23 protein-coding genes are annotated in these 24,515 nt (G+C 64.7%); 18 read left to right on the top strand and 5 right to left on the bottom strand.

Features of this window, described 5'->3' with window-relative positions; translation table 11 throughout:
• The first annotated feature begins 3 nt into the window (after positions 1–3).
• The 9 genes from PAE61_RS11050 (at position 4) to PAE61_RS11010 (ending at position 8,207) form a co-directional block, all read left to right on the top strand.
• Entirely contained in the window at positions 4–693 is a 690-nt protein-coding gene (locus PAE61_RS11050; RefSeq protein WP_271112442.1) for a metal-dependent hydrolase, read from the top strand.
• A 173-nt stretch (positions 694–866) separates the two neighbouring features.
• A complete protein-coding gene (gene gatC, locus PAE61_RS11045) occupies positions 867–1,154 on the top strand; it encodes an Asp-tRNA(Asn)/Glu-tRNA(Gln) amidotransferase subunit GatC (protein ID WP_271112441.1) in 288 nt (95 codons plus the stop codon).
• Positions 1,151–2,632: an Asp-tRNA(Asn)/Glu-tRNA(Gln) amidotransferase subunit GatA gene (gatA, locus tag PAE61_RS11040; protein WP_271112440.1), complete on the top strand. Its 1,482-nt coding sequence runs from the start codon at positions 1,151–1,153 to the stop codon at positions 2,630–2,632. The genes gatC and gatA overlap by 4 nt, the downstream gene beginning before the upstream one ends.
• 29 nt (positions 2,633–2,661) lie before the next feature.
• A complete protein-coding gene (locus PAE61_RS11035) occupies positions 2,662–3,393 on the top strand; it encodes a hypothetical protein (protein ID WP_271112439.1) in 732 nt (243 codons plus the stop codon).
• 76 nt (positions 3,394–3,469) lie between these two features.
• Positions 3,470–4,138, top strand: a complete 669-nt coding sequence (locus PAE61_RS11030) for an N-acetylmuramoyl-L-alanine amidase (protein WP_271112438.1) — start codon at positions 3,470–3,472, stop codon at positions 4,136–4,138.
• Between the two features lie 40 nt (positions 4,139–4,178).
• Positions 4,179–5,555, top strand: a complete 1,377-nt coding sequence (locus PAE61_RS11025) for an MATE family efflux transporter (RefSeq protein WP_271112437.1) — start codon at positions 4,179–4,181, stop codon at positions 5,553–5,555.
• Between the two features lie 31 nt (positions 5,556–5,586).
• Positions 5,587–5,823 carry an Lrp/AsnC ligand binding domain-containing protein gene (locus PAE61_RS11020; RefSeq protein ID WP_271112436.1) on the top strand — a complete coding sequence of 79 codons (237 nt, stop codon included), beginning with the start codon at positions 5,587–5,589 and terminating at the stop codon, positions 5,821–5,823.
• Positions 5,824–5,976: 153 nt separating this feature from the next.
• Complete coding sequence (gene ftsY / locus PAE61_RS11015) at positions 5,977–7,176, top strand: signal recognition particle-docking protein FtsY (RefSeq protein ID WP_271112435.1); 1,200 nt, start codon at positions 5,977–5,979, stop codon at positions 7,174–7,176.
• Positions 7,176–8,207 carry an alkane 1-monooxygenase gene (locus PAE61_RS11010; protein ID WP_271112434.1) on the top strand — a complete coding sequence of 344 codons (1,032 nt, stop codon included), beginning with the start codon at positions 7,176–7,178 and terminating at the stop codon, positions 8,205–8,207. The genes ftsY and PAE61_RS11010 overlap by 1 nt, the downstream gene beginning before the upstream one ends.
• Before the next feature lie 7 nt (positions 8,208–8,214).
• Here PAE61_RS11010 and hrpB read toward each other — a convergent pair whose 3' ends face one another.
• Positions 8,215–10,617, bottom strand: coding sequence for an ATP-dependent helicase HrpB (gene hrpB / locus PAE61_RS11005; protein WP_271112433.1), 2,403 nt, complete (start codon positions 10,615–10,617; stop codon positions 8,215–8,217).
• A 123-nt stretch (positions 10,618–10,740) separates the two neighbouring features.
• On the opposite strand from hrpB, the gene PAE61_RS11000 reads away from it, so the two are divergent.
• From PAE61_RS11000 to PAE61_RS10985, 4 genes are all read left to right on the top strand, one after another.
• The gene (locus tag PAE61_RS11000) at positions 10,741–12,120 is read left to right on the top strand and encodes a YcjX family GTP-binding protein (RefSeq protein WP_271112432.1); all 1,380 of its coding nucleotides are present in this window, start codon (positions 10,741–10,743) and stop codon (positions 12,118–12,120) included.
• Complete coding sequence (locus tag PAE61_RS10995; protein ID WP_271112431.1) at positions 12,117–13,244, top strand: YcjF family protein; 1,128 nt, start codon at positions 12,117–12,119, stop codon at positions 13,242–13,244. The genes PAE61_RS11000 and PAE61_RS10995 overlap by 4 nt, the downstream gene beginning before the upstream one ends.
• Before the next feature lie 109 nt (positions 13,245–13,353).
• Positions 13,354–14,475 (top strand): Ppx/GppA phosphatase family protein, encoded by a 1,122-nt coding sequence (locus tag PAE61_RS10990; RefSeq protein ID WP_271112430.1) that lies wholly within the window; start codon positions 13,354–13,356, stop codon positions 14,473–14,475.
• Positions 14,475–15,236 carry an RlmE family RNA methyltransferase gene (locus PAE61_RS10985; protein WP_271112429.1) on the top strand — a complete coding sequence of 254 codons (762 nt, stop codon included), beginning with the start codon at positions 14,475–14,477 and terminating at the stop codon, positions 15,234–15,236. Before PAE61_RS10990 ends, PAE61_RS10985 begins: the two co-directional genes overlap by 1 nt.
• 91 nt (positions 15,237–15,327) lie before the next feature.
• Here the strand turns inward: PAE61_RS10985 and miaA are convergent, their stop codons facing one another.
• The gene (miaA, locus tag PAE61_RS10980) at positions 15,328–16,218 is read right to left on the bottom strand and encodes a tRNA (adenosine(37)-N6)-dimethylallyltransferase MiaA (RefSeq protein ID WP_271112428.1); all 891 of its coding nucleotides are present in this window, start codon (positions 16,216–16,218) and stop codon (positions 15,328–15,330) included.
• A gap of 81 nt (positions 16,219–16,299) precedes the next feature.
• On the opposite strand from miaA, the gene pyrH reads away from it, so the two are divergent.
• Positions 16,300–17,067, top strand: a complete 768-nt coding sequence (pyrH, locus tag PAE61_RS10975; RefSeq protein ID WP_271112427.1) for a UMP kinase — start codon at positions 16,300–16,302, stop codon at positions 17,065–17,067.
• On the opposite strand, the gene PAE61_RS10970 is transcribed toward pyrH, so the two are convergent.
• From PAE61_RS10970 to PAE61_RS10960, 3 genes are read right to left on the bottom strand one after another with little or no spacing between them, the layout of a single operon-like run.
• Positions 17,039–18,394: a cytochrome P450 gene (locus PAE61_RS10970; RefSeq protein ID WP_271112426.1), complete on the bottom strand. Its 1,356-nt coding sequence runs from the start codon at positions 18,392–18,394 to the stop codon at positions 17,039–17,041. The two genes, pyrH and PAE61_RS10970, sit on opposite strands and share 29 nt — an antisense overlap.
• On the bottom strand, positions 18,391–19,560 hold the full coding sequence (locus PAE61_RS10965; RefSeq protein ID WP_271112425.1) for an alpha/beta hydrolase: 1,170 nt from the start codon (positions 19,558–19,560) through the stop codon (positions 18,391–18,393). Before PAE61_RS10965 ends, PAE61_RS10970 begins: the two co-directional genes overlap by 4 nt.
• Position 19,561: 1 nt before the next feature.
• Positions 19,562–20,275 (bottom strand): DUF599 domain-containing protein, encoded by a 714-nt coding sequence (locus PAE61_RS10960; protein ID WP_271112424.1) that lies wholly within the window; start codon positions 20,273–20,275, stop codon positions 19,562–19,564.
• A gap of 134 nt (positions 20,276–20,409) precedes the next feature.
• Here PAE61_RS10960 and PAE61_RS10955 point away from each other — a divergent pair, with 134 nt between their 5' ends.
• Genes PAE61_RS10955 through glcF form a run of 4 tightly spaced genes read left to right on the top strand, consistent with a single transcriptional unit; the run spans position 20,410 to position 24,407 of the window.
• Entirely contained in the window at positions 20,410–20,652 is a 243-nt protein-coding gene (locus PAE61_RS10955; RefSeq protein WP_271112423.1) for an HP1242/YdcH family protein, read from the top strand.
• Entirely contained in the window at positions 20,652–22,097 is a 1,446-nt protein-coding gene (locus tag PAE61_RS10950; protein WP_271112422.1) for an FAD-linked oxidase C-terminal domain-containing protein, read from the top strand. Before PAE61_RS10955 ends, PAE61_RS10950 begins: the two co-directional genes overlap by 1 nt.
• Positions 22,087–23,124 (top strand): FAD-binding protein, encoded by a 1,038-nt coding sequence (locus PAE61_RS10945; protein ID WP_271112421.1) that lies wholly within the window; start codon positions 22,087–22,089, stop codon positions 23,122–23,124. The genes PAE61_RS10950 and PAE61_RS10945 overlap by 11 nt, the downstream gene beginning before the upstream one ends.
• Positions 23,121–24,407: a glycolate oxidase subunit GlcF gene (gene glcF, locus PAE61_RS10940; RefSeq protein ID WP_271112420.1), complete on the top strand. Its 1,287-nt coding sequence runs from the start codon at positions 23,121–23,123 to the stop codon at positions 24,405–24,407. Before PAE61_RS10945 ends, glcF begins: the two co-directional genes overlap by 4 nt.
• The last annotated feature ends 108 nt before the right edge of the window (positions 24,408–24,515 follow it).

The following is a 24,515-nucleotide window of genomic DNA, read 5'->3' as shown; positions in this document are numbered from 1 at the left end:
ACCATGAAACTGACATGGCTGGGTCACGGAAGCTGGCGGATGGAGATCGGCGAGGCGGTGCTGCTGATCGACCCCTGGCTGAACGGAAATCCCGCATTCCCGGATGATCGCCGGGCCGAGGCACTGGACGGGGCGACTCATATCCTGATCACGCATGGCCACGGAGACCATGCTTCGGAAGCGGTCGGGATCGCACAGGAGCTGGATATTCCGGTGGTCGGGATTTTCGACCTGATGCAGTTCTGGGAAAACAGGCACGGCATCGCAGTGATTGGCTTCAACAAGGGCGGCACGGTCGATCTGGCCGGGGTGAAAGTGACGATGGTCGCGGCCATGCATTCATCGTCTTATTCGGGCGATGACGGTGCGCCGGTCTATGCCGGTCATGAGGCGGGCTATATGATCTCGGCCGAGGGCAAGACGATCTATTTCTCTGGCGATACCGATATCATGGCCGATATGGAATGGATGGGCGATCTGCACAAACCCGAAATCGGGATTCTCTCTGTTGGCGGGCATTTCACGATGGACCCGGCGCGGGCAGCCTATGCCGCGAAACGCTGGTTCAGTTTCGAAACCATCATCTGTTCGCATTACAAGACTTTCGAAGCGATCGAGCCCGATATTTCACCGCTCAGGGCGCTTGGCGTGAAGCTGGTCGAGGCAGACGTCATGAAAAGCTTCGCCCCGTAACAGTCCGGCACAGGCGGAGGGGCGCGAGCATCCGCCCTGCCTCTCCGCAAGGCGCGGCGGCGAACAATGCGGCGATGCCTTTTTCCGTCGTCGCTGTTACGGTTTAACAGCACCGCTCTGCTTGCGGCGTCGGCGCGGGAAGGCTAAACCACGCGCAGGTTAAAGGAGCATCCATGTCGATCACAGAAGAAGAGGCGCGCAAGGTCGCCCATCTGGCCCGGATCGCGGTCAAGGAGGAGCATCTTCCCGCACTCGCGTCAGAACTCAGTTCCATCCTTCAGTTCATGGAACAGCTCAATGAGGTCGATGTCGAGGGTATAGAGCCGATGACCGGCGTGACGCCCATGCGGCTGAAGCGACGTGAGGATGTCGTGACCGATGGCGGCTATCAGGGCAAGATCCTTGCCAATGCCCCCGATGCGCGTGAGGGTTTCTTTGCGGTGCCGAAGGTGGTCGAATGAGCGATCTGAACCATCTGACCATCGCCGAAGCCCGCGAGGCCATGCGGGCGGGCAAGCTGTCTTCGCTGGAACTGACCGATGCCTGCCTGACTGCCATCGAAGCGGCAGGTGAGCTGAACGCCTTTGTCCATGATTCCGCCGAACTGGCCCGTGAAATGGCCCGTGTCGCGGATCAGAGGATCCGTGCAGGCGATGCCGCGCCGATGACGGGAATCCCGCTTGGGGTGAAGGATCTGTTCTGTACACGCGGCGTCGCAACTCAGGCCGCGAGCCGCATTCTGGAAGGCTTCAACCCGCAATACGAATCCACCGTGACCCAGAATCTCTGGGATGCGGGGGCCGTGATGTTGGGCAAGCTGAATATGGATGAGTTCGCAATGGGCTCGTCCAATGAAACCAGCGTGTACGGTCATGCGGTCAATCCGTGGAAAGTCGATGAGCGCAAGCTGACCCCCGGAGGCTCCTCTGGCGGCTCTGCGGCGGCGGTTGCGGCGGATCTGTGTCTTGCGGCGACCGGGACCGATACGGGCGGCTCGATCCGCCAGCCTGCGGCGTTTACGGGGACGGTCGGGCTGAAACCGACCTATGGCCGCGTCAGCCGTTGGGGGACGATCGCCTTTGCCTCGTCTCTGGATCAGGCCGGGCCGATGACCAAGACCGTGCGCGACGCAGCGATCATGCTGGGGGCGATGGCCTCGGTAGATGACAAGGATTCCACCTGCGCCGATATCCCCGTCCCGGATTACGAAGCCGCGCTGACCGGAGATATCCGGGGCAAGAAGATCGGCATCCCGCGCGAATATCGCATGGATGGCATGTCCGATGAAATCGACGCGCTGTGGCAGAAGGGCGCTGATATGCTGCGCGATGCAGGCGCCGAGATTGTCGAGATCAGCCTGCCGCACACGAAATACGCGCTGCCTGCTTATTATGTGATCGCTCCGGCCGAGGCGTCGTCGAATCTCGCCCGCTATGACGGGGTGCGCTATGGCCGCCGCGCGAAGCTGGGGCAGGGCGACAGCATCGTCGAGATGTACGAAAAAACCCGCGCCGAAGGCTTCGGCCCCGAGGTGCAGCGCCGTATCATGATCGGCACCTATGTGCTGTCGGCGGGGTTCTATGACGCCTATTACAACCGCGCCCGCAGGGTCCGTGCGCTGATCAAGCGCGATTTCGATCAGGCTTATGCGGATGGTGTCGATGCGATCCTGACACCGGCGACGCCCTCGGCGGCGTTCGGGCTTGGCGATATGGCCGAGAAGGACCCGGTCGAGATGTATTTGAACGATGTCTTCACGGTGACGGTGAATCTTGCCGGTCTGCCGGGAATCTCGGTTCCGGTCGGGCTGGACGGCCAGGGTCTGCCCCTGGGTCTGCAACTGATTGGCCGTCCTTTCGAGGAAGGCGATCTGCTGAACCATGCGCTCGTTCTGGAACGCGCGGCAGGTTTTGCTTCCAAGCCGCAGCATTGGTGGTAAAGTAGCGGCAAAAGCGAAGGAGGGACACGATGAGAAATACGGTTCTTTTGCTGGTGTGTACCCTCGGGGTTGCTGGCTGTGATGGCATGAATTACGGCATGGATCAGGATGACCCCTATGGCCAGTACCTGCTGACACGCGAAGTGGCGCTGACCGGGCAGGGGCCGGTGCCGCAAACCGTGCCGAAGGCGCGGCCCTTCGAAGCGCCGACAGCCGAACAGATCGCCGGGCCGAATATCTGGGGCGTCGTCCGGACAGTTCCCGCGCAGGCAACCGGCAGCCGCTCCGGTGGCGGTTATTACGATCCGGCGACGGGACGGCGGGTGACCGGCACGCAGCAATCCTCATCGACTGGCCGCGTGGTCGCGCAGCCTGTGGCGACCCGTCAGGCAGCGGTGCAGCCTGTGGTGGTCCAGACCGTCCCCGCCGCACCGGCGCCAGCACCGGCTCCGGTCCGTCCGGCAGATCAGCCGGGGATTGAGCCGATCACCACCGCACCGGTCCGGACCAATTCTCCCGATCCGCTGATCCGCTATGCGGTCGCGCAGAATCATGCCCCCGGCACAGCGGTTTATGGCCGCCAGAGCGGTTCTTCCGAAACCGCCGCACGCGCCTGTGCGCGTTTCCCGAACCCGGCTGCCGCGCAGATGATGTTCCTCTCTGCCGGAGGTCCGCAGCAGGATACGATGGGTATGGACCCGGATGGCGACGGCTTCGTTTGCGGATGGAACCCGGCTCCGTATCGCGAAGGACAGCTTTGAGAGGACGCACCGGTCCGCTCACCCTGGTCAAAATATCCCGGGGTGAGGCCCGGAACGGGCCGAGGGGCAGCGCCCCTTGACCCCTGACCCGTCCCGATCCCATCCAAGCCCCAATCACGGCCCGCGCAGGGACGGCGCAATTCCGTCCCTGATCGTGATCCATTTCACCGGCATGGCAGACGCAGCCTCGGCCCGGGCGCGGCTCTGCGACCAACAGGCCGAGGTCAGCGCACATTGGCTGATCGATGAAGACGGCAGCGTCGAAGCCCTCGTCCCAGAGGAACGCCGGGCGTGGCATGCCGGTGCGGGCGCGTGGCAGGGGCAGGAGGACATCAATTCGCGCTCCATAGGTATCGAACTGGTCAATCCCGGCAACCGCCCCTTCGCTGCGGCGCAGATGGATGCGCTTGAAACCCTGCTTGCCGGGATCATGGCGCGGTGGTCGATTGGCAGGCAGGCCGTGATCGGACATTCGGATATGGCCCCGGGGCGCAAATTCGATCCGGGGCCACGTTTCGACTGGGCGCGACTGGCGCGGCAGGGTCTTGCCGTACACCCGGACGGCCCCGGCGAGGACAGGCCGCTGACAGAAAGCCTTGCGGCAATCGGCTATCCCGAGGCAGACGCGGTCGAGCGTCTTCACGCCTTCCGTCTGCGCTTTCGCCCCCGTGCGACCGGGCCAGAGGACGCAACTGACCGGCGCATCGCTGCCGCTGCCGCCGCGGCATTCGCCAAAGCTATGTGACCGTCTTGCCCTGACAGCGGCTTAGGGCTAATCGCCCGGCATGGATCTCGTTCGTTATCGCCCGCATCTGATTGCGACATTGTCGCTGGGCCTGCCTCTTGTCGGCGGGCATCTGGCGCGTATGGGCATAAATATCACCGATACGGTGATGATGGGACAATATGGCGTCGAGGAACTGGCGGCACTGGTGATCGCGACCTCGGTGATGTTCATCTTCATCATGCTGGGGTCCGGCTACGGCATCGGTGTGCTTGGATTGCTGGCCACGGCAAATGCCCGCGACGATTCCACCGAAGTGCGCCGGGCCACCCGCATGGCGCTGTGGCTGTCGGGCTTTCATGCCATTCTCATTATGCCGGTCCTGTGGTTCGCCGAGCCGATCCTGCTGGCGCTTGGACAGACCGACATGGTTGCGGATCTCTCGCAGCAATATCTGCGCATCGCCGGATGGGGCGCGGGGGCCGCGCTTTGGGCGATGGTGCTGAATTCCTATCTGGCGGCGATGGAGCGGACGCAGGTTGTGCTCTGGCTGACCGTCGCGGGTATTCCGCTGAATATCTTGCTGAACTGGGTGTTCATCTTCGGTAATCTGGGCGCTCCTGAACTGGGGGTACGCGGCGCTGCCATCGCCTCGATCTTTACACAATATCTGACGCTTCTGGCGATCCTTGCCTATGCGCTGTGGCTTCCTCAGGCGAGGCCGATCCGGCTGATGCAGCGTTTCTGGAAACCCGACTGGCTGGCTTTCCGGGCGGTGTTCTGGCTTGGTCTGCCAGTGGGAATGACGCTGGTGGCCGAGGTCGGCATGTTTGTCGGCACGAATATCATGATGGGCTGGTTCGGGACGCGGGAACTGGCCGCGCATGGGATCGCGCTGCAAATCGCCTCAATTGCCTTCATGTTCCATCTGGGCATGTCGAATGCAGGAACGATACGGGCCGGACGCGCCCGCGGGCTTGGCGATGAAACGATGCTGCGCGAAGCCGCGGCGACGGTGATTGCGCTGTCGGTCGGATTCGCGCTGCTGACCGGCCTTCTGTTCATTTTCCTGCCGCAGCCGATGATCGCCCTGTATCTGAACCCCGGAGACCCGGATGCGCCGCTGATCATGCAGATCGCTGTCGGTCTGATGTTCTGGGCGGCGCTGTTCCAGCTTGTCGATGCGTTGCAGGTGCAGGGGCTGGGGCTTCTGCGCGGGGTGCAGGATACGCGCGTGCCGATGTATTTTGCCGCGCTCAGCTATTGGGTGATCGGGCTTCCGGCGGCATGGCTGTTCGCCTTTCCGTTTGGAATCGGCCCTGCCGGTCTGTGGATCGGGCTGATGATCGGGCTGGCGGTGGCCTCTGTCCTGATGATGCGGCGTTTTTATGTCGGGTTGGCGCGGGGGGACTGGACCCGGGAGGCACCGGCGCGATAGGTTGCCCGCAACATTTATCAGGAGCCAGCCCATGCGCCCCGTTTTCGTACAGTTCCGCTGCTCGCCGGGCCGGACCTATGCCGTCGCCGATGCGATTTATGAACGTGAGATCGTGTCCGAGCTGTACTCGACATCCGGCGAATATGATCTGATGGCGAAGCTGTATATTCCCGAGGATGAGGATGTCGGGCGGTTCCTCAACGAAAAGCTTTTCGACATAGACGGGATTGTCAGAACCCTGACCACGATGACCTTCCGGGCGTTCTGAGCCGCGTTTCAGGCGATCCGGTTGCACCGTCGCGACGCCAGCCTGTCCTGACGGAGTAACTGGTCGATTTCCCTTGGACCATGCGACTGCGACGGCCCTTTTCCTTTCTGCGGCGAAGTCTTAGGTTTCGTGGCGAACTCTTAAGGGGCATGCATGTCGTTTTTCTCAAAGCTGCGCGAGCGGCTGACAAAATCCTCATCGAAGATCGGGCAGGGGCTGGACGATCTGGTCGGGGAAGGTTCGCCCGAACCTCAGCAGGCTGAGGCCGAACAGGCACCCCTCGCCCGCGATCTCGATCCGGCTGAGCGACAGGCAGCGCCTGCGGCGGTTCCGTCGCCCGAACCGGCCCGGCCTGAACCGGAGCAGCCTGTGCCGTCCCCTGAAGCTGCGCCTGACCCCGCACCGCGCCCGGACCCCATTCCAATGCCGCAGCCGGTGCAACAGCCGCCCGCATCGGCGATGGAAAAGAAATCCGGTCTCATGGGGCGTCTTTTCGGCGGCGCGGCCTCTGCCCCGGCAGAGCCTCGGCGCGAGCTTGACGATGAGATGCTGGAAGAGCTTGAGGATACGCTGGTTGCGGCGGATATGGGCGTCGATACGGCGCTGCGCGTCACGGCCAATATCGCCGAAGGCCGGATGGGCCGCCGTGTGTCCTCGACCGAGCTGAAGACCCTTCTGGCCGGGGAAATCACGCGGATCATGACGCCTGCCGCGCGGCCTTTGCCGCTTTATCCGAAAACGCCTCAGGTGGTGCTGGTGGTGGGTGTCAATGGCTCGGGCAAGACGACGACCATCGGCAAGCTTGCCAGCCAGTTCCGGGCGGCTGGCAAGAATGTGGTCATCGCGGCGGGGGATACGTTCCGCGCTGCTGCGGTGGAACAGTTGCAGGTCTGGGGGCAACGCGCGGGCGTGCCGGTCATGACCGCGCCCGAGGGGTCCGACCCCGCCAGCCTCGCCTTCGATGCGATGACGAAGGCCGAGGCAGAGGGCGCCGATCTGCTGATGATCGACACGGCGGGACGGTTGCAGAACCGCGCCGATCTGATGGAGGAGCTTGCGAAGATCGTCCGGGTGATCCGCAAGAAGGACCCTTCGGCCCCGCATAACACGCTGCTAGTGCTGGATGCGACGACGGGGCAGAACGCGCTGTCCCAGGTCGAGACGTTCCAGAAACTGGCCGATGTGTCGGGACTGGTCATGACCAAGCTGGACGGCACGGCGCGGGGCGGGGTTCTGGTGGCGCTTGCTGACAGGTTCGGCCTGCCGATCCATGCGATCGGGGTTGGCGAACAGATCGACGATCTGGATGCGTTCGAGCCCGAGGATTTCGCGCGCGCTCTGGTCGGGCTGTAATGACGTACCGGGTCCCGCCGGCTGCTGCCTTTGCCGCCGTGGGGCTGTTTCCCGCATTCCTGCTGGGGTGGGGCGCGATGGGCGGCGGCTGGCCGCTCTGGGCCGGGTTCCTGTGGATGGCGTTTGCCGCGCCCGCCGCTGATACGATCATCGCCCGTGGCTTCGGAGACGCGCCCGAGGGGGCGCAGTTCCCGATGGCCGATATGGCCTCGTTCCAGCTTGCTCTGGGGCATTTCGCGCTGCTGATCGCGGCGCTTTACGGGTTTTCCGGCGACTGGCTGAGCGGATGGGAACGGGTCGCCCTGTTTCTCGGCACCGGGATGTATTTCGGGCAGGTCTCGAATTCTAATGCGCATGAGCTGATCCATCGCGGCAGAAAAGCCCTGTTCCGGCTTGGTGCGGCGGTCTATGTCAGCCTGTTATTCGGCCATCATGTCAGTGCGCATCGCCTGGTACATCACATCCATGTCGCGACCGATGCCGATCCGAACTCGGCAAGGCTGGGGGAGAGCTTCTGGCGGTTTTTCCCGAGAGCATGGTTTGGGTCCTTCCGTGCCGGGCTGGCGGTGGAACGCAAACGGGCCGGGCAGAGCGGGCGGCGCAATCCCTATACGGTCTGGGTCGGCGGCGGGCTGGCCTGTATCGTAGCGGTGGCCCTGATCTTCGGCGCGCGGGCGGCAGTCGATTATCTGCTGCTGTGTCTCTATGCGCAGATGCAGCTTATGCTGTCCGATTACGTCCAGCATTACGGGCTGCGCCGTCAGCTTCACAATGGCCGGCCCGAGCCTGTCGGCCCGCGTCACAGTTGGGACGCGCCGCATCCGCTGTCCTCGCTGGCGATGGTCAATGCGCCGCGTCATTCGGATCACCACGCCCACCCGTCGCGCGAATATCCCGCACTTCGGCTGGAGCCGCAGAACAAGCGCCCGATGCTGCCCTATTCCCTGCCGGTCATGGGCGCGATGGCGATGCTGCCGCCTTTGTGGCGGCGGATGATGGATCGGCGGGTGGCGCGGATGATGGGGGAATAGCGTCGTCCTATTCGCCCCGCCGCTTGGCCCGCAGCGTCGGATCGGCCTCTGTCGGGTCCTCGGGCCAGGGATGTTTCGGATAGCGGCCCCGCATCTCCTTGCGCACCTCGGCATAGCTGCCCGCCCAGAAACCCGGCAGATCGGTGGTCACCGCAATCGGTTTCTGCCCCGGCGAAAGCATGGTGATGCGCAGCCTCTGGTGGCCCGTCATGGGATGCGCGGTGACCCCGAACAGCTCTTGCAGGCGCAATTCGATTGACGGGGTTTCGGCGTCGTAATCAATCGGCACCTGACGGCCCAGAGGGGTGGTGAAATGCGCGGGCGCAAGCCGGTTCAGCGCCTGCTGCCCCTCCCATCCAAGCAGGTTTATCAGCGGCTGCGTCAGATCGAGCGAGCGGATATCGCCCCGGTTTCGGACCTTGCCCAGAAACGGGATCAGCCAGTCGCCATTCGCAAGCAATGCCTCATCCGAGACATCCGGCCCCTCGGGCAGAAGCCTGATCCGGGCACGCAGACGGGCGGCTTTCGACGTCCAGAACAGCCCCTCGGCCTGCACGCCCTGCCATGCGGCGCGGGCCAATGCCTCGGGATCGGGCGAGTCCAGCGGTTTATCCGCCAGTGTCAGCGCCCCCAGTTTTTCGCGCAGCCGGGCCAGAATGCGGCCCTGACGCGGTTCCCATTCGACCGCTTCGACAAGGCGTATCTGGTCCGCAAAGAGGTCGCGCAGATCGTCTTCGCTGACCGGCAGGGCCAGCCTTATGCGCGATTCCCGCCCCTCTCCGTCCAGATCGGTCACCACGATCAGCCTTTCACCCGCCAGAGGATCGCCCTCGGGCAGCACCGCGCCGCGTCCGCCCGACAGCAGATAGCGCGGCTGATCGCCGGGGCGGCGCATGCCGATCCGGTCGGGATAGGCAAGCGCGGCCATCGCGCCGGGGGGCATCGGCGGGTGCTCAGCGGTCATGCGGCGCAGGCGCTGCGCCTCTTGCTTCAGCCGTTCCAAACCACCCCGCGCCGGGCCATGCCGTGCCGGGTCGCGCATCGCCCGCAGCCGCAATGCCAGATCCGCGCCCGTGCCGCGCAGCGGGTCGCGATCCTCGATCAGCGCGGCCAGATCGGCGGCCTGCCGTCCCGCGACTGCCAGCATATGCGCAATGCGTGGATGCACCGGCAGCGCGGCCAGATCGCGGCCATGCGGGGTGATGCGGTTATCTTCGTCAAGCGCGCCCAGATCGCGCAGCAATCCCCGCGCTTCGGCCATCGTGGCCTCTGGCGGCGGGGTCAGAAAGGCCAGATCGCTGCCGTCGCTGCCCCAATTCGCCAATTCCAGCGCCAACCCGGTCAGATCGGCCACGGCGATTTCCGGCGGAGCATATGCGGGCAAGGCGCCTTCCTCGGCCCGCGCCCACATCCGGTAGCAAATCCCTTCCGAGACCCGACCTGCGCGGCCCCGCCGCTGTTCCGCCTCGGCGCGAGAGACCTTTTCCGTCACCAGCCGCGACATGCCCGAGCCGGGGTCGAACCGCGCCCGCCGCGCCCGCCCGCAATCGACCACGACACGAACGCCCGGAATGGTCAGCGAGGTTTCCGCAATCGTTGTCGCCAGCACGATGCGCCGTGTCTCGCCGGGGGGCGCAAGTGCCGCGCGTTGCGCCTTGAAATCCATCGCCCCGTAAAGCGGCGCAATCTCGACCGGCAGATCCGAGAGGCTGGCGGCAACGCGCCGGATTTCGCCCTCTCCGGGCAGGAAGGCAAGGATCGTGCCGCCGGGATCGTCGCGGGTCCGGGCCTCGGCTTCGGCGATCAGCCTGGCGGCCTCAAGATCGAAGCGGAACTGCCCGGGCAGGGGGCGCGGCAGATAGCGGGTCTCGACCGGATAGGCACGGCCAAGGCTTTCCACCACCGGCGCATCATCCAGCATGGAAGCGACCGGCCCGGCATCCAGCGTCGCGGACATGACCAGAATGCCCAGATCGTCGCGGAGAGCCCCGCGCGATTCCCATGTCAGCGCCAGCCCCAGATCGGCATTCAGGCTGCGTTCATGGAATTCGTCGAAGATCACGCAACCGATCCCGTCCAGCGAGGGGTCGGATTGCAGCATCCGGGTCAAAATCCCCTCAGTCACGACTTCGATGCGCTTGCCGGGCACTGCCTCTCCGCGGATGCGGAAGCCTACATCCTGCCCAAGGTTCTGTCCCAGACCCTGCGCCAGCCGCTCGGCTGCGGCGCGGGCGGCAAGGCGGCGCGGCTCCAGCATCACGATGCGGCCCGCAATCTGATCCATTAGTGCCAGAGGCACCCGCGTCGTCTTGCCCGCCCCCGGCGGCGCGATCAGCACGGCGCGGCCATGTTCCTTCATGGCTTTGCGCAAAGCGGGCAGGGCGTCGTCGATCGGCAGGCGGTCACTCATGGCGCGGTTATCGCGCGGGCAGCGCCTGTCTGCCAGTGGAAATGCTTGAACCCGCCCGATGTGCAGCCGATATGAAACCCTATGCCGGGGCAAGGGGTTATCCCGGAAACATATGGCGGGCAGATGGGAATTTCCGATTTTACCAATGGGTTGATGCGCGGGATCGGCATGGGCGATCCGGTGATACGGCTGGGCGTGACCGGTCTGTCCCGCGCGGGGAAGACTGTGTTCATTACCTCGCTTGTGGCCAATCTGATGGATCGGGGGCGGATGACGGCGCTGAGGGCTGCCGCCGATGGCTCGATCAGGTCGGTCTGGTTGCAGCCTCAGCCCGACGATACCGTCCCGCGCTTCGAGCTTGAGCGGCATCTGGCCGCGCTGACCGGCCCCGATCCGTATTGGCCCGATGGCACGCGGCATATCTCTCAGCTTCGCCTGTCCCTGCGGGTCCAGCCGCGCGGCATGTTCGGAGGGATGCGCGGCCAGCAGACCGTGCATCTTGATATCGTGGATTATCCCGGCGAATGGCTGCTGGATCTGCGCCTGATGGAGCGGGATTTCGACCAGTGGTCCGAGGAGGTGCTATCGCGCATGACCGGGCGCCCCGGCGCGGATGCCTATATGGCGGCACTGAACGATGTCGATATGTCGGCACGGTTCAGCGAGGCCACCGCGCAGCAACTGGCCATGCTGTATACCGACCATCTGAACGCCTCACGCGAGGCAGGATTTTCGGATTGCACGCCGGGCCGGTTCCTGCTTCCCGGTGAAATGGCCGGATCGCCCGCCCTCACCTTTGCGCCGCTGCCGCCTTCCGAGGACAGATCGCCGCTGAGGCGCGAATTCGCGCGGCGGTATGATGCCTATAAATCGCGCATCGTGAAGCCGTTTTTCCGCAATCATTTCGCCAAGATCGACCGGCAGGTCGTGCTGGCCGATGTTCTGGGGGCGATCCATGCCGGGCCGAAAGCTCTGGAGGATCTGCGCCGGGCGATGGCCGATATTCTCTCGGCGTTCAATCCGGGCCGCTCGGGTTGGCTGGCGCAGTTGCTGGGAATGCGCCGGGTCGAGCGGATCCTTTTTGCCGCGACCAAGGCGGATCACCTGCATCACAGCCAGCATCAGCGCCTGACCGATATCGTCACCGCCTTGCTGCGCGAGGCCCGCGACCGTGCTGATTTCGCCGGAGCCCGGACCGAGGCGATGGCGATTGCCTCGCTTCGCGCCACGACAGAGGATGTGATCCGCCAGAATGGCGAGGAATTGCCCGCGGTGCGCGGGACGCTGCTGGATGGCCGCCGGGCGGCGTTCTATCCCGGAGAACTGCCCGCGGACCCCTCGGCCTTGCTGGTTCCGGCCCGTCAGGGGCAGGAGGAATGGCTGGATGGCGATTACGCGATCATGAATTTCCGCCCTGCCGCCGATACGTCTCGCCCCGGTGACGGGCCGCCCCATATAAGGCTGGACCGTGCTGCCGAATTTCTGATCGGAGACCGCCTGTGAGTGATCAGCGTCGCAAAGGCCCAGTACTGGTGGAGCTTGAAGACTCTGCCGGACCCGATCCACGCCGCACCGCTCCCAAGGTTGCCCTGCGCGAGGATGAGGCCGAAGCCAACCCCGCCGATGCGCCTCCGATCGAGGACGCGGCCTCGGTTCTGCCGCGCCCGCGCACGATGGAGCTGGTGACCCGGCTGGCTGGTCGGGGCCCGTCCCGCCTGACCCGGTTCTTCATCAATACCGGCGCGGCGCTGCTGACATTTCTTCTGTCGGTCTCGGCGCTGAATTACATCAACCGGCTGCTGGATAGCTGGCCGGTTCTGGGATGGATCGGCGTGACCCTGTTCGCGCTGTTCACCGTGGCGGTTCTGGCAATGGCGTGGCGCGAATACCGGGCCTGGGGACGTTTCGCCCAGATCGACCAGATCCACCGGCAGGCCGGTCTGGCGCTGTCGACATCCGATCTGGAGGGCGCACGCAGCGTTGTCGCGCAGCTTGACCGGATCTATGCCGAGCGCCCCGCCGCGCAATGGGGCCGCGATCATCTGGCACGGCACGGACGCGACGCGCTTGATGCGCAGACCCTGCTGACACTGGCCGAAACCCAGCTTATGGCGCCTCTGGACCAGGAGGCGCGGCGCGAGATCGAGGCGGCGGCGCGGACCGTCGCGACGGCCACGGCGCTGATCCCTCTGACCTTCGCGGATGTGGCGGCGGCGCTTCTGGCGAATCTGCGCATGATCCGGCGCATGGCCGAGATCTATGGTGGGCGGGCAGGCGCGGTCGGCGGCTGGCGCCTGGCTCGCACGGTGATGACGCATCTCATCGCGACGGGCGCGGTCGCGGCGGGGGACGATCTGGTCCACACGCTTGCCGGGGGCGGGCTGGTCGCGAAATTATCGCGCCGTTTCGGCGAGGGCGTCGTCAACGGAGCCCTGACCGCACGGGTCGGGATCGCCGCAATGGAGGTCTGCCGCCCGCTGCCGTTCATCGCGCAGCCAAGGCCGAAAGTCGGTAATCTCGTCTCGCGCGGGCTTGCCGGATTGTTCAGCATGGGCAATGGCGAGGATGCCGAAACCACCGCATCCGCGTCCAGACGCCAGCACGGTGAAGAAACCGGGCAAAGCTGATCCCGCCCCGGCGCGTCGCGCCTCTGATCTCAACAAGCATGTGCAACCCCTTGAACAGACGCCCCGGCGGGGCTACGTTCGGGGCAACTAGATATCGGAGGGCGTAGCGATGGCGCCCAGGCGTCCTGCGGGTGCGGACGCGTTCCCGACACCGAAGGTTGAGCCGTCAGGCACCCGCCAGTCCGAATCCGGGCCGCTTTATGCTGCTTTGGATTTGGGAACAAATAGTTGCCGGATGCTGATTGCCCGACCAACGGGCAGCCAGTTTCAGGTGATCGACAGCTTCTCGAAGCCGGTTCAGCTCGGGCATGGGCTTGAGGCCTCGGGACGGCTTTCGCGTGCCTCCATGTCGCGCACGGTTCATGCCTTGCAGGTCTGCCGGCGCAAGCTGGAAACGCATAATGTGAAACATATGCGCCTTGTCGCCACCGAAGCCTGCCGCCGGGCGCGGAACAGCCGCGATTTCATGCGCATGATCCGCCGCGATACCGGCCTGCCCATCGAGATTATCGGAGCCGAGGAAGAGGCGCGGCTTGCGGTGATCTCTTGTGCGCCTCTGGTCAATCAGCGGACCGATCAGCTTCTGGTCGTCGATATTGGCGGCGGCTCGACCGAACTGGTGTGGATCGATCTGTCCGAGGTCGATCCGCGCGAGCGTTCCCGCGCGATCATGAAGCTGGGGAACGGGTTTTCCTCCAGCCAGTCCGACGGGGCGAGGGTGGTTGACTGGATCAGCGTGCCGCTTGGCGTGGCGACACTGCGCGACCAGTTCGCCGATGTCATGGACGATGCCGGGCGTTTCGCGCTGATGAGCTGGTATTTCGAGGAAATGCTGGCCGATTTCGCACCCTATGCTGCCGGAGCGCCGGATCGCGGTTTCCAGATCATCGGCACGTCCGGGACGGTGACGACCGTGGCGGCCAGCCATCTGGGGCTGAAGCGCTATGACCGCACCAAGGTTGACGGGCTGACCATGACCACCGCCCAGATCGACGCGGTAATCCAGCGTTATCTGGCGCTCGGACCCGAGGGTCGCCGTGCCGATCCGCGCATTGGGCGGGAGCGCCATGCGCTGATCATGTCGGGGGCGGCGATCCTTCAGACCCTGATGCGGATCTGGCCGACAAGGCGGCTTTCCGTCGCTGATCGCGGTCTGCGCGAAGGGCTGCTTTATGCCCAGATGGTGCGCGACGGCGCCATCACCGATGACGAACTGAACGGGGTAACCTGATGGCGAAGAAACCCGGAGACCGTGTGCGCAAATCCTCGGGGCGGGGACAGCGCGATCTGCGCGTGCGGGTCAAGACGGCGAAGGGCCGCAAGCTCAGCTCGACCCTGTGGCTGGAGCGTCAGTTGAACGACCCCTATGTGCAGCGGGCGAAGCGCGAGGGATATCGCGGGCGGGCTGCGTTCAAGATCCTCGAACTGGATGAGAAATACCGCTTTCTGGTTCCGGGGGCGCGTGTCGTCGATCTGGGCTGTGCGCCGGGCGGCTGGTGTCAGGTCGCTGTGCCCCGGATCAACGCATTGGGTGAGAAATCCGGCAAGGCGCAGGGCCGCATCATCGGGGTGGATCTGCAAGAGGTCGATCCGATCCCCGGCGCTGAGATCCATGTGCTTGATTTTCTGGAGGAAGGCGCGGACGATAAGGTCAAGGCGTGGCTGGGGGGTGAGGCCGATGTGGTCATGTCCGACATGGCCGCGTCATCCTCGGGTCACAAGGGCACGGACCATCTGCGCATCGTGGCTCTGGTCGAGGCCGCCGCGCAGCTTGCCTTCGATGTTCTTTCTCCGGGCGGGATCTTCGTCGCCAAGGTGCTGGCGGGCGGGGCCGAACAAAGCCTGCAAACCATGCTGAAGCAGAATTTCGACAAGGTGGCGAATGTGAAACCACCGGCCTCCCGCTCGGATTCTTCCGAGAAATTCGTCGTGGCGCAGGGATTCCGGGGCGACCGGGGCGGGATGCGCCCGGCCGATGAGGACGAAGCGTAGCCATTGCGGGCGGGACCGTCACCGCCTGACGCCAAACGTTCAGCCGAAAGACGCCGCCAGCCCGAAGCACGCGTGATCCGGGCCTGACGCCTCAGCCCGCAGGCCCGCAATGCAGCCTGTCCCAGTCTTTCATCTTGCCCCGGAACCAGATCCGCTGCGTCTTGGCATATTGCCGCGTGGCGATGATGGCGCGTTTGCCGGCGGTCTCGGAGTCGATCTCTCCGCGCAGGCAGGCCGCGATTTCGGCGGCTCCGATGGCCTGAGTCCATTGGGCGCGATCATCCCAATCCGGCAACATCGCCTCGACCTCCTCGACCGCGCCGCCGGACCACATTTTCTGAAAGCGCCGCTTGATCCGCCCGCTCAGCCAGTCCTTGTCCGACACCAGAACCACGCGCTGCGCCGCATCGCGGGACAGAAGCGGAGGCGGCGTATCCTTCTGCCAGTCCGCAATGCCGCGCCCGGTCGCGGTCAGCACCTCCCATGCCCGCTGCACCCGTGCCGGGTTGTTCACGTCGATCTTCGCCCGTGTCGGCGCGTCCAGAGCCGCGACCATATCGGCCAGTCCGCCCTGCGCCAGCCAGTCATCGCCCCGCGCCCGGATCTCCGGCGGTACGGGCGGGATATGGGCCAGACCCTGTGTCAGCGCCGTCAGATACAGACCCGTGCCGCCGACAATGATCATCCGCCCTTCAAGCGCCGCGATTTCGCGCAGCCAGTCCCCGACGGAATAGCTCTGGCCCGGATCGACATGACCATAGAGCGCATGCGGTGCCGCGGCCTCGTCCTCTGCATCGGGCCGCGCGGTCAGTACCTGCCAGCACGACCAGATCTGCATTGCATCCGCATTCACGATCGTACCGCCCTGCGCCTCGGCAATCGCAAGCGCGAGCGCGGATTTGCCCGAAGCAGTCGGTCCTGCAATGACCACATGGCGGTCAGGGTCGATCTGTTTCAGCGCCTCAGCCTTGTCTAACCCCATGTTGATCCTTTCGAGCGGTTGAATCAGTTTCCCTTTTGCGACATTTTGCGCCGCAGTTGAACCGCTGGAAGGGCCAAGGCGATGACTGAAACGAATTCTAAGATCCCGACCAGCTATGACAGGGTGATGCTGAAGATTTCAGGCGAGGCTCTGATGGGCGATCAGGGGTTCGGGCTGCATCCACCCACCATTGCCCGCATCGCCGATGAGGTCGAATCGGTCCACAGGCTGGGGGTCGAGGTCTGCATGGTCATCGGCGGCGGCAATATTTTCCGTGGCCTTCAGGGCAGCGCTCAGGGGATGGAGCGGACGACCGCCGATTATATGGGCATGCTGGCCACGGTGATGAATGCGCTTGCCATGCAATCCGCGCTTGAGGCGAAGGGCATCCATACCCGCGTCATCACCGCGATCCGCATGGATGAGGTCGCCGAACCCTATATCCGCCGCCGCGCCGTGCGCCATCTGGAAAAGAAACGCGTGATCATCTTTGCCGCCGGCACCGGCAATCCCTATTTCACCACCGACACGGCGGCGACGCTCCGGGCATCGGAAATGAACTGCCAGGCGATTTTCAAGGGCACCAAGGTCGATGGCGTCTATGACAAGGACCCGAATAAATTCGACGATGCGAAACGCTATGACGAAGTAACCTATGATGAGGCGCTTCAGAAAAATCTTGGTGTCATGGATGCCTCGGCCATCGCGCTTGCGCGGGACAACAAGCTTCCGATCATCGTGTTTTCGCTGGATGAGCCGGGCGGCTTCTGCGGTATCCTTGCCGGGCAGGGCACCTATACCCGCGTCACCGATGGCCGCTCTAAACCGGGGCGCGAGGTGAAATCCTGACCCTGATCCCGTCCTTGCCGCGCAATGTCAGCCGCGCGACGGGAACCGGGATTTCGTCTGTCGGCTCAAGCCGGTAATCCCGCAGAATCATGGACAGAATCAGCGGCCCCTCCAGCATGGCAAAACCCGCTCCGGGACAGACCCGCGCACCCGCCGAGAAGGGAATAAAGGCACGCCGGGCGCAATCGCGTCCATTCTCGCTGTCCCATCGCCCGGGATCGAAACCGTCGGGATTGTCCCATAAGCGCTCATGCCGGTGCAGATGCCAGGGCGACAGCACGATCTGAGCCCCTTTCGGCACCTGACGATCCCGGAAATGCTCGGGGCAGGCAGCCTCTCGCACCATCATCGGCACCGGAGGATAAAGCCGCAGCGATTCCCGAAACACCGCACGGCTGAGCTTCAGCCGCGAGACATCCGAAAACGCAGGGCTTTCACCCAGAATTTGCCCTGCTTCATCCGCGACCCGGCTTTGCCAGTCCGGGCTGGTTGCCAGCAGCCATAACGCCCATGCAAGGGAGGATGCGCTTGTCTCATGCCCGGCCAGAAAGAAAATCGCCACCTGATCGACCATTTCGGGCGGAGAGAATTTTTCCCCCGTTTCCGGGTCCGGCATGGTCATGATCTTCGTCGCCAGATCGTCGGGCGCATTGCCCTGCGCGATTTCCTGCGCCCGCTGATCGACAAGCTGCGTGATCAGCGCCCTGATCTGCCGCGCGGTGACACGGGTCCGGCGCGAATGCAGGCGCGGCAACCAGCCCGGCAGGGGGATCAGCGCGGCGGGGTTGACGATGGGCTGCGCATCCTGATGGGCGCGGAAGGCGGCGAAGACATCGGCGGCAAGCCGGTCCTCGATGGGGATCGAAAACAGCGTGCGGAAGATCACATCCGCCGCGGCATGCGAGGTGAAAGGCTCGATATCCATCTCGCCCCCCGCGCCAAGCCGCGCCACGGCGGCCTGCGCCGCGCCGCTGATATGCGGAAAGACATCGCGCAGCCGCCCGCCCTCGAAAGCCGGGTCGATGATCCGCCGTTGACGCTGCCATTCCTCGCCATTGGTCACGAAAACCGAGCGGCCAAGAAGCGGCGCCAGCCCCTCGCGCAGACGGTTGGATTTCGGAAAATCGCCGGGGCGCTCGCGCAGCACCAGCGAGACCAGATCCGGATCGTTGCACAGAAAACTGTGAATCGGAAAGCTGCGGAATTCCGCCATCCAGGCGCGGAACAGCTTTGCCGGAAGCGCCGACAGCAGGTCCTGCCGGAAGGCGTTTGCATAGCGGGCGACGCCTTTGCGCCGTTCTGATGCAAAGGGCTTGGGCGGGATCATGGGTAGTGCCAGCGATTGGCTGGAACCGCGATGCGGCCCGGCGAATGTTTGCGCCCGGCAAAGCGCTCGGCCAGGGTCCGCGGCCCGGCGGTGATCAGGAAATAATCGTAATTCCCCGGACGGTCGAACGCGCAGAGATACTGGAAATGCAGCCGGAACCATCTTCCGCGCAGCTCTTTCTGCTTCCCGGCCGAGAGGGTCTGCCTGAAGGCCGCCGACAGGATCAGAGGCCCGCCACCGCCTTCCGGCACGCATCGCGACACGGCGACGGGATCGCACAGACCGAAGCTGCAGGCATCGCCGGGCGCGGTGACATCGACCCAGCAGATATCCCGCGCGGCCAGATCATGCAGATCGCGGCGAAGCTGATCCGCGCGGGGCAGGAACGCGGCCATCGGCACGACATGACCAAGGCTCAGCAGCGCAATCTTCCCCGATAACCGCCCGTCACGCGCCAGCCCCGCCAGAACCGATACGGCGATATAAGCGCCAGAGCTGTGCCCGACGACAAGCACCTCATCCCAGTCCGCATCTGCGGCCTCGGTGATCCTGTCGGCGAAATCTCCGATGCGCTGTTGCAGAGAGGGAGGATATTCACCGCCATTCTGCGCAGTGAAGGCGTAATCATGCATCAGGTAATAAGCGAAGATCCTGCCATCCAGCCTGCGCCAGAGACGCAGACCCAGCACGAAGACGATCAGCGCCACCGGCAGCCCCAGAAACCACGTTGCCACCACCGAGACCAGCCATCCGGCAAGCCAACCCGCCAGCCCCGCGGCAAGCGCCTGCGCCAGCAGCACGACCACCGGATACAGCGCCGCAATCACCGGACCGCGCCGCAGCCGCATCAGCCGCCACAAGGCACCGGACCCGATATAGGCCCACGCCGTTCGCGCAAGCTGCCCATAGGTCGCGGCAATGGATTGCCCCATCGATCCCGCGACGATATCCGCCCAGACGAGCACCTCGAACTCCGCCTCGCTCTGCTGGCTGTCCTTCTCGACTGACGCGCCCCAGCCGAAACCAGTGCTGTCCGTGCGTGGGCCGGTGTCAAGCCGATAGCCTGAAATCGCGGCCTGACTGGCCCCCTCGCGGCGGAATAACTCACGATACCGTCGCGGCGGAATCGGATCATATCCGGGGATATAAAAAACCCGCCGCCGCATCTCAGATCCGCCCGACCGGCGGCAGATCCTGCAACATCACCGTGCGCGAATGCGAGGCGAACTCGCGCCGCCAGGTCACCGCCAGCACAACTGTCGTGGTGATCGCCAGCCCCAACGGCCCGACCAGCCAGCCAAGTGCGGCCAGAGCGAAGTAAATGTTCCTCAGACCGATATTGAAGCTTTTCGCCGCCGTCACATTGATCTCGGCCGCCTGATGCGCCCGTGGCGCGGCCAGAGGGTCTGCCGGATCGTTCGGCACCGAGGCCATCAGGATCGCGCAATACCCGAAAAGCCGGTGCGACCAGATGAATTTCAACAGCGCATTCGCCACGAAGAACAAAGCCGTGATCACCTTGACCTGCCACAGCACGGTCGGGGCCTGTCCCAGTTCCAGCTCTCCGGCGACCTGCCGAAGCTGCTCGGGATTGCCGACAAGCGCCATGCCGCCGCCAATGGCGATCAGGCAGGCCGAGGCAAAGAAGGTCGGCCCCTCGCGCAATGTCGTCAGAATGGCGCTGTCGAAGATGCGCGGGTCGCGGGTAATGAACTGCCGCATCCACTCATGACGGTAATTCACCATCAGCATGCTGACCGAGGGCCGTCCGGCAGGCGGGTGCTGCACGATATGGCCGATCCCCAGCCATGCCACGAACAGCCAGCAAAGCGCGGCAATATCAGAGGGCGCCAGAACCCAAAGGTGATCAGGTAGTATCATGACCGGATTGTTATGGTGGTTGCGCTGCGTTTTCCAGCCGCAATCCCGCCCTCCCGGCAGATGGGCCAGACTGTCGCAGTTGCAAGACGGCCCCGCTGATGTCTAAGTATTAACTGAACACGCAGGAGGGTATCATGGCCGCATCCCACGCCATTCACGAAGAATTCCCGAACGATGCCGGAATCATCCACGACCTGAAGGTCTCGGACAAGCATTTCGCCCGTCTGCTCGATGAATATGATGCGGTGAATGATGAGGTCGCGGCGGCGGAAACGAACGTCAAGCCGACCAGCCAAGACCACGAAACCGAACTGCGCCGCAAACGTGCGCATCTGAAGGACGAAATCGCCCGGATGATCTCTGCGGCGAAATCCTGATGCAGATGCCCGACCCCGATGCGGGCGTGATCGCGCGTCGCGACGATATCGCGGCGCGTCTCTCCGGGGCCGTGGCGGATAAATCGGCGGTCATCACCGATCCGGCGGAAACGCGGGTCTATGAATGCGACGCGCTGTCGGCCTATCGCTGCGCCCCTCTGGCAGTGGTGCTGCCCTCGACAACGCAGGAAGTCGCGGCGGTACTGCGCATCTGCCATGAGGAAGGCGTGCCGGTCGTGCCGCGCGGGGCGGGGACCAGCCTTGCGGGCGGCTCGATGCCCACAGCGGATGCGGTGGTGATCGGTTTGGCGCGGATGACCGGGGTGCTGGAAATCAGCACCGATGACCGTCTGATCCGGGTCCAGACCGGGCGCACCAACCTGTCCGTGACCGGCGCGGTCGAGGGGCAGGGCTTTTTCTACGCCCCGGACCCCTCCAGCCAGCTTGCCTGCGCCATCGGCGGCAATATCGCGATGAATTCCGGCGGGGCGCATTGCCTGAAATACGGAGTCACGACGAATAACCTTCTGGGTGCGACCGTGGTGCTGATGGATGGCAGCGTCGTCGAACTGGGCGGCCCGATGGGCGAAGGCCCGGGGCTGGATCTGCTGGGGGTGATCTGCGGATCGGAAGGCCAGCTTGGCATTGTCACCGAGGCCACGCTGCGCATCCTGCCGAAACCCGAAGGCGCACGCCCCGTCCTGATCGCCTTCGACAGCGCCGAAACCGCCGGGGCCTGCGTCGCCGCCATCATCCGCTCTGGCATCCTTCCCGTCGCCATCGAATATATGGACCGTCCCTGCATCCACGCGACCGAGGATTTCTGCGGCGCGGGCTATCCCGATTGCGAGGCGCTGCTGATCGTCGAGGTCGAAGGCTCCGAACCCGAAATAACGGAACAGCTTTCCCTTATAGGCGAAATCGCCCACCGCTTCGCCCCTCTGGAATTCCGCGAATCCCGCAGCGAAGAGGAATCGCGCCGCATCTGGCTGGGCCGCAAATCCGCCTTCGGCGCGATGGGCGTGATCAGCGACTATATGTGCCTCGACGGGACCATTCCGGTCAGCCAACTGCCTCATGTCCTGCAAAGGATCGGTGAAATGTCAGCCGAAGCCGGTCTGCGCGTCGCCAATGTCTTTCATGCGGGCGACGGCAATATGCACCCGCTGATCCTGTTCGACGCCAACGCCCCCGGCGATCTGGAACGCTGCGAGGCGCTTGGCGCGGATATTCTGCGCCTCTGTGTCGAGGTTGGCGGCTGCCTGACCGGAGAACATGGCGTCGGTGTCGAAAAGCGCGAGCTTATGAGCGCCCAATACAGCGATGCCGATCTGGAAATACAGATGCGGATTAAGGATGTGTTCGATCCGCACTGGCTGCTGAACCCGGCCAAGGTGTTTCCGCTGGCGACATCCGCCCCGCGCCGGGACCGCCATGCGGCCTGACAGCGAAGCCGATCTCGCCGCGATGATCCGCGCCGCAAACGGAACCCTCTCGATCACCGGGGGCGCCACAAGGCTGCGCCCCGGCGAAGGGCAGGGCGCCCGCATCGACATGCGCGGCCTCAGCGGCATCACGCTTTACGAACCCGAGGCGCTCACCCTTGTTGTCCGCGCAGGCACGCTGCTGGCCGATGTGCACAAGGCGCTTGCCTCGGAAAAACAGATGCTGGGGTTTGAACCCGACCCGCGCCCCGGCTCGACCATCGGAGGCGTCGCGGCCAGCAATGCCTCGGGTCCGCGCCGGGTCTCTGCCGGGGCGTGCCGCGATGCGATGATCGGACTGCGCATGGTCACCGGCAGCGGAGAGGTGATCCGCAATGGTGGCCGGGTGATGAAGAACGTCACCGGCTATGATCTGGTCAAGCTGGCGGCGGGGTCGCGCGGAACGCTTGGTGCGCTGACCGAAATCGCGCTGAAAACCGCGCCGGTCCCGCCGCAACGCGCGACATTGCGGCTGAGCGGGCTGAACGATCCCGGTGCCATCGCGGCGATGACCGTGGCGCTGACCGGCCCGTTCGATGTGACCGGCGCGGGCCGCCTGCCGGACCGGACGGTCATCCTCCGGCTGGAGGGGTTGCCGGGATCGGTCGAATACCGCGCCTCTGCGCTGCGCCGCGCCCTTACGGATCGTGGCGATGTGCAGATCGTCGAAGGCGATGCGGATTTCCGGACGCTGCGCGACTATCCCCGGACGGCAACCGCCGTTCTGTGGCGGATAGTGCTGCGCCCCTCGCAGGCATCTCAGCTTCTGGCCGGGCTTCCGGGCCGCCACGCTATCGACTGGGGCGGGGCGCTGATCTGGGCGGAAGCCGCGCCCGGCTGGCAACCCGATCTGCCGCCGGGGGCGCAGGCCGATGCCGTCGCCGGGACTGTGCAGACACTTCCCGCACCCGATCCCGTCACCGCGCGGCTCAACGCCGCAATCCGGGCGGAATTCGACCCACGCGGTCTGTTTGCAGGTGGATCATGAAAACCGAATTCACGCCCGAGCAATTGCAGCAACCGGCCTTGGCCGAGGCAAACAAGATTCTTCGTTCCTGTGTGCATTGTGGTTTCTGTACAGCGACTTGTCCGACATTCCTGATCCGTGGGGATGAGCTCGACAGCCCCCGGGGCCGGATCTATCTGCTGAAAGACATGCTGGAATCCGGCAGGCCCGCCGATGACAGGACCGTCACCCATATCGACCGCTGTCTGGGCTGCCTCTCTTGCATGACGACCTGTCCGTCAGGGGTGCATTACGCTCATCTTCTGGAGATCGGCAAGGCGCATATCGAGGCCACCTATCGCCGCCCGTGGCGCGACCGGGCGCTGCGCTGGATGCTGGCGAAAATCGTTCCTCATGCGGGCCGGTTCCGGCTGGCGATGCTGGGGGCGAAACTGGTCAGACCGTTCCGGCGTCTGATGCCCGATGCCCGGCTTCGCGCCATGCTGGACATGGCCCCGGCCAGCCTGCCGCCGCCCAGTCCCAATGACCGGGCGCAGGTCTTCGCGCCGCATGGCGAGAAACGCGCCCGTGTGGCGCTGATGATCGGCTGTGCGCAGCGGGCGCTGAACACCGATATCAACGACGCCACGATCCGCCTTCTGCGCCGCGCCGGATGCGAGGTGGTGATCCCGCAGAATTTCGGCTGCTGCGGCGCGATGACCCTGCATATGGGCCGAGAGGGCGAGGGCCGCGCCTCGGCCCGCGCCGCCATCGCCTCGCTGATTGCGGCGGACCGGCACGAGGCTCTGGATGCGGTGATCGTCAACACCTCGGGTTGCGGGACGACGATCAAGGATTACGGTCATCTTTTCGCGGGCGACAGCATCGAGCCAGACGCAATCCGCATCGCCGCGCTTGCCAGGGACGTGACGGAATTCCTGACCGCGCATGGCCTGCCCCAGACCACACCACACCCGGCCCGCGTCGCTTATCACTCGGCCTGCTCGCTGCAACACGGCCAGCAGGTGAAGACCGCGCCCAAGACGCTTCTTCAACAGGCCGGGTTCGAGGTGGTCGAGCCTGCCGATCCGCATCTCTGCTGCGGCTCGGCGGGGACCTATAACATGCTGCAACCGGAATTGTCGGGCGAGTTGAAACGCCGCAAGCTGGCGACGCTTCAGGCCACCGCGCCGCAGATCATCGCGGCGGGAAATATCGGCTGCATGGTCCAGATCGGATCGGGCACCGCGACCCCTGTGGTCCACACGGTCGAGCTTCTCGACTGGGCGACCGGCGGGCCGAAACCGGCAGCGCTGCCCGCGTGAGGCTGTAGCCGCTGTGGTGGCCGGTCGGTGCACGCGCTGTGTACGGGCTGTGTATGCCCTGTGCGGCTGTTTTTGACCCCCTCTTGAAACCGGAAAAAACCTTCCCAG

The sequence above is a fragment of the Paracoccus aerodenitrificans genome (genome assembly GCF_027913215.1).
Taxonomy (GTDB): domain Bacteria; phylum Pseudomonadota; class Alphaproteobacteria; order Rhodobacterales; family Rhodobacteraceae; genus Paracoccus; species Paracoccus aerodenitrificans.
The sequence above is the reverse complement of the archived record's forward strand: the minus strand, read 5'-3'. Positions and strand labels throughout refer to the sequence as shown.

Bases quoted from the DNA above. Each gene is read 5' to 3' on its own strand.
- PAE61_RS11050 (WP_271112442.1), top strand. From the start codon at position 4: ATGAAACTGACATGGCTGGGTCACGGAAGCTGGCGGATGGAGATCGGC.
- gatC (WP_271112441.1), top strand. From the start codon at position 867: ATGTCGATCACAGAAGAAGAGGCGCGCAAGGTCGCCCATCTGGCCCGG.
- gatA (WP_271112440.1), top strand. From the start codon at position 1,151: ATGAGCGATCTGAACCATCTGACCATCGCCGAAGCCCGCGAGGCCATG.
- PAE61_RS11035 (WP_271112439.1), top strand. From the start codon at position 2,662: ATGAGAAATACGGTTCTTTTGCTGGTGTGTACCCTCGGGGTTGCTGGC.
- PAE61_RS11025 (WP_271112437.1), top strand. From the start codon at position 4,179: ATGGATCTCGTTCGTTATCGCCCGCATCTGATTGCGACATTGTCGCTG.
- PAE61_RS11020 (WP_271112436.1), top strand. From the start codon at position 5,587: ATGCGCCCCGTTTTCGTACAGTTCCGCTGCTCGCCGGGCCGGACCTAT.
- ftsY (WP_271112435.1), top strand. From the start codon at position 5,977: ATGTCGTTTTTCTCAAAGCTGCGCGAGCGGCTGACAAAATCCTCATCG.
- PAE61_RS11010 (WP_271112434.1), top strand. From the start codon at position 7,176: ATGACGTACCGGGTCCCGCCGGCTGCTGCCTTTGCCGCCGTGGGGCTG.
- hrpB (WP_271112433.1), bottom strand. From the start codon at position 10,617: ATGAGTGACCGCCTGCCGATCGACGACGCCCTGCCCGCTTTGCGCAAA.
- PAE61_RS11000 (WP_271112432.1), top strand. From the start codon at position 10,741: ATGGGAATTTCCGATTTTACCAATGGGTTGATGCGCGGGATCGGCATG.
- PAE61_RS10990 (WP_271112430.1), top strand. From the start codon at position 13,354: ATGGCGCCCAGGCGTCCTGCGGGTGCGGACGCGTTCCCGACACCGAAG.
- PAE61_RS10985 (WP_271112429.1), top strand. From the start codon at position 14,475: ATGGCGAAGAAACCCGGAGACCGTGTGCGCAAATCCTCGGGGCGGGGA.
- miaA (WP_271112428.1), bottom strand. From the start codon at position 16,218: ATGGGGTTAGACAAGGCTGAGGCGCTGAAACAGATCGACCCTGACCGC.
- pyrH (WP_271112427.1), top strand. From the start codon at position 16,300: ATGACTGAAACGAATTCTAAGATCCCGACCAGCTATGACAGGGTGATG.
- PAE61_RS10970 (WP_271112426.1), bottom strand. From the start codon at position 18,394: ATGATCCCGCCCAAGCCCTTTGCATCAGAACGGCGCAAAGGCGTCGCC.
- PAE61_RS10965 (WP_271112425.1), bottom strand. From the start codon at position 19,560: ATGCGGCGGCGGGTTTTTTATATCCCCGGATATGATCCGATTCCGCCG.
- PAE61_RS10960 (WP_271112424.1), bottom strand. From the start codon at position 20,275: ATGATACTACCTGATCACCTTTGGGTTCTGGCGCCCTCTGATATTGCC.
- PAE61_RS10955 (WP_271112423.1), top strand. From the start codon at position 20,410: ATGGCCGCATCCCACGCCATTCACGAAGAATTCCCGAACGATGCCGGA.
- PAE61_RS10950 (WP_271112422.1), top strand. From the start codon at position 20,652: ATGCAGATGCCCGACCCCGATGCGGGCGTGATCGCGCGTCGCGACGAT.
- PAE61_RS10945 (WP_271112421.1), top strand. From the start codon at position 22,087: ATGCGGCCTGACAGCGAAGCCGATCTCGCCGCGATGATCCGCGCCGCA.
- glcF (WP_271112420.1), top strand. From the start codon at position 23,121: ATGAAAACCGAATTCACGCCCGAGCAATTGCAGCAACCGGCCTTGGCC.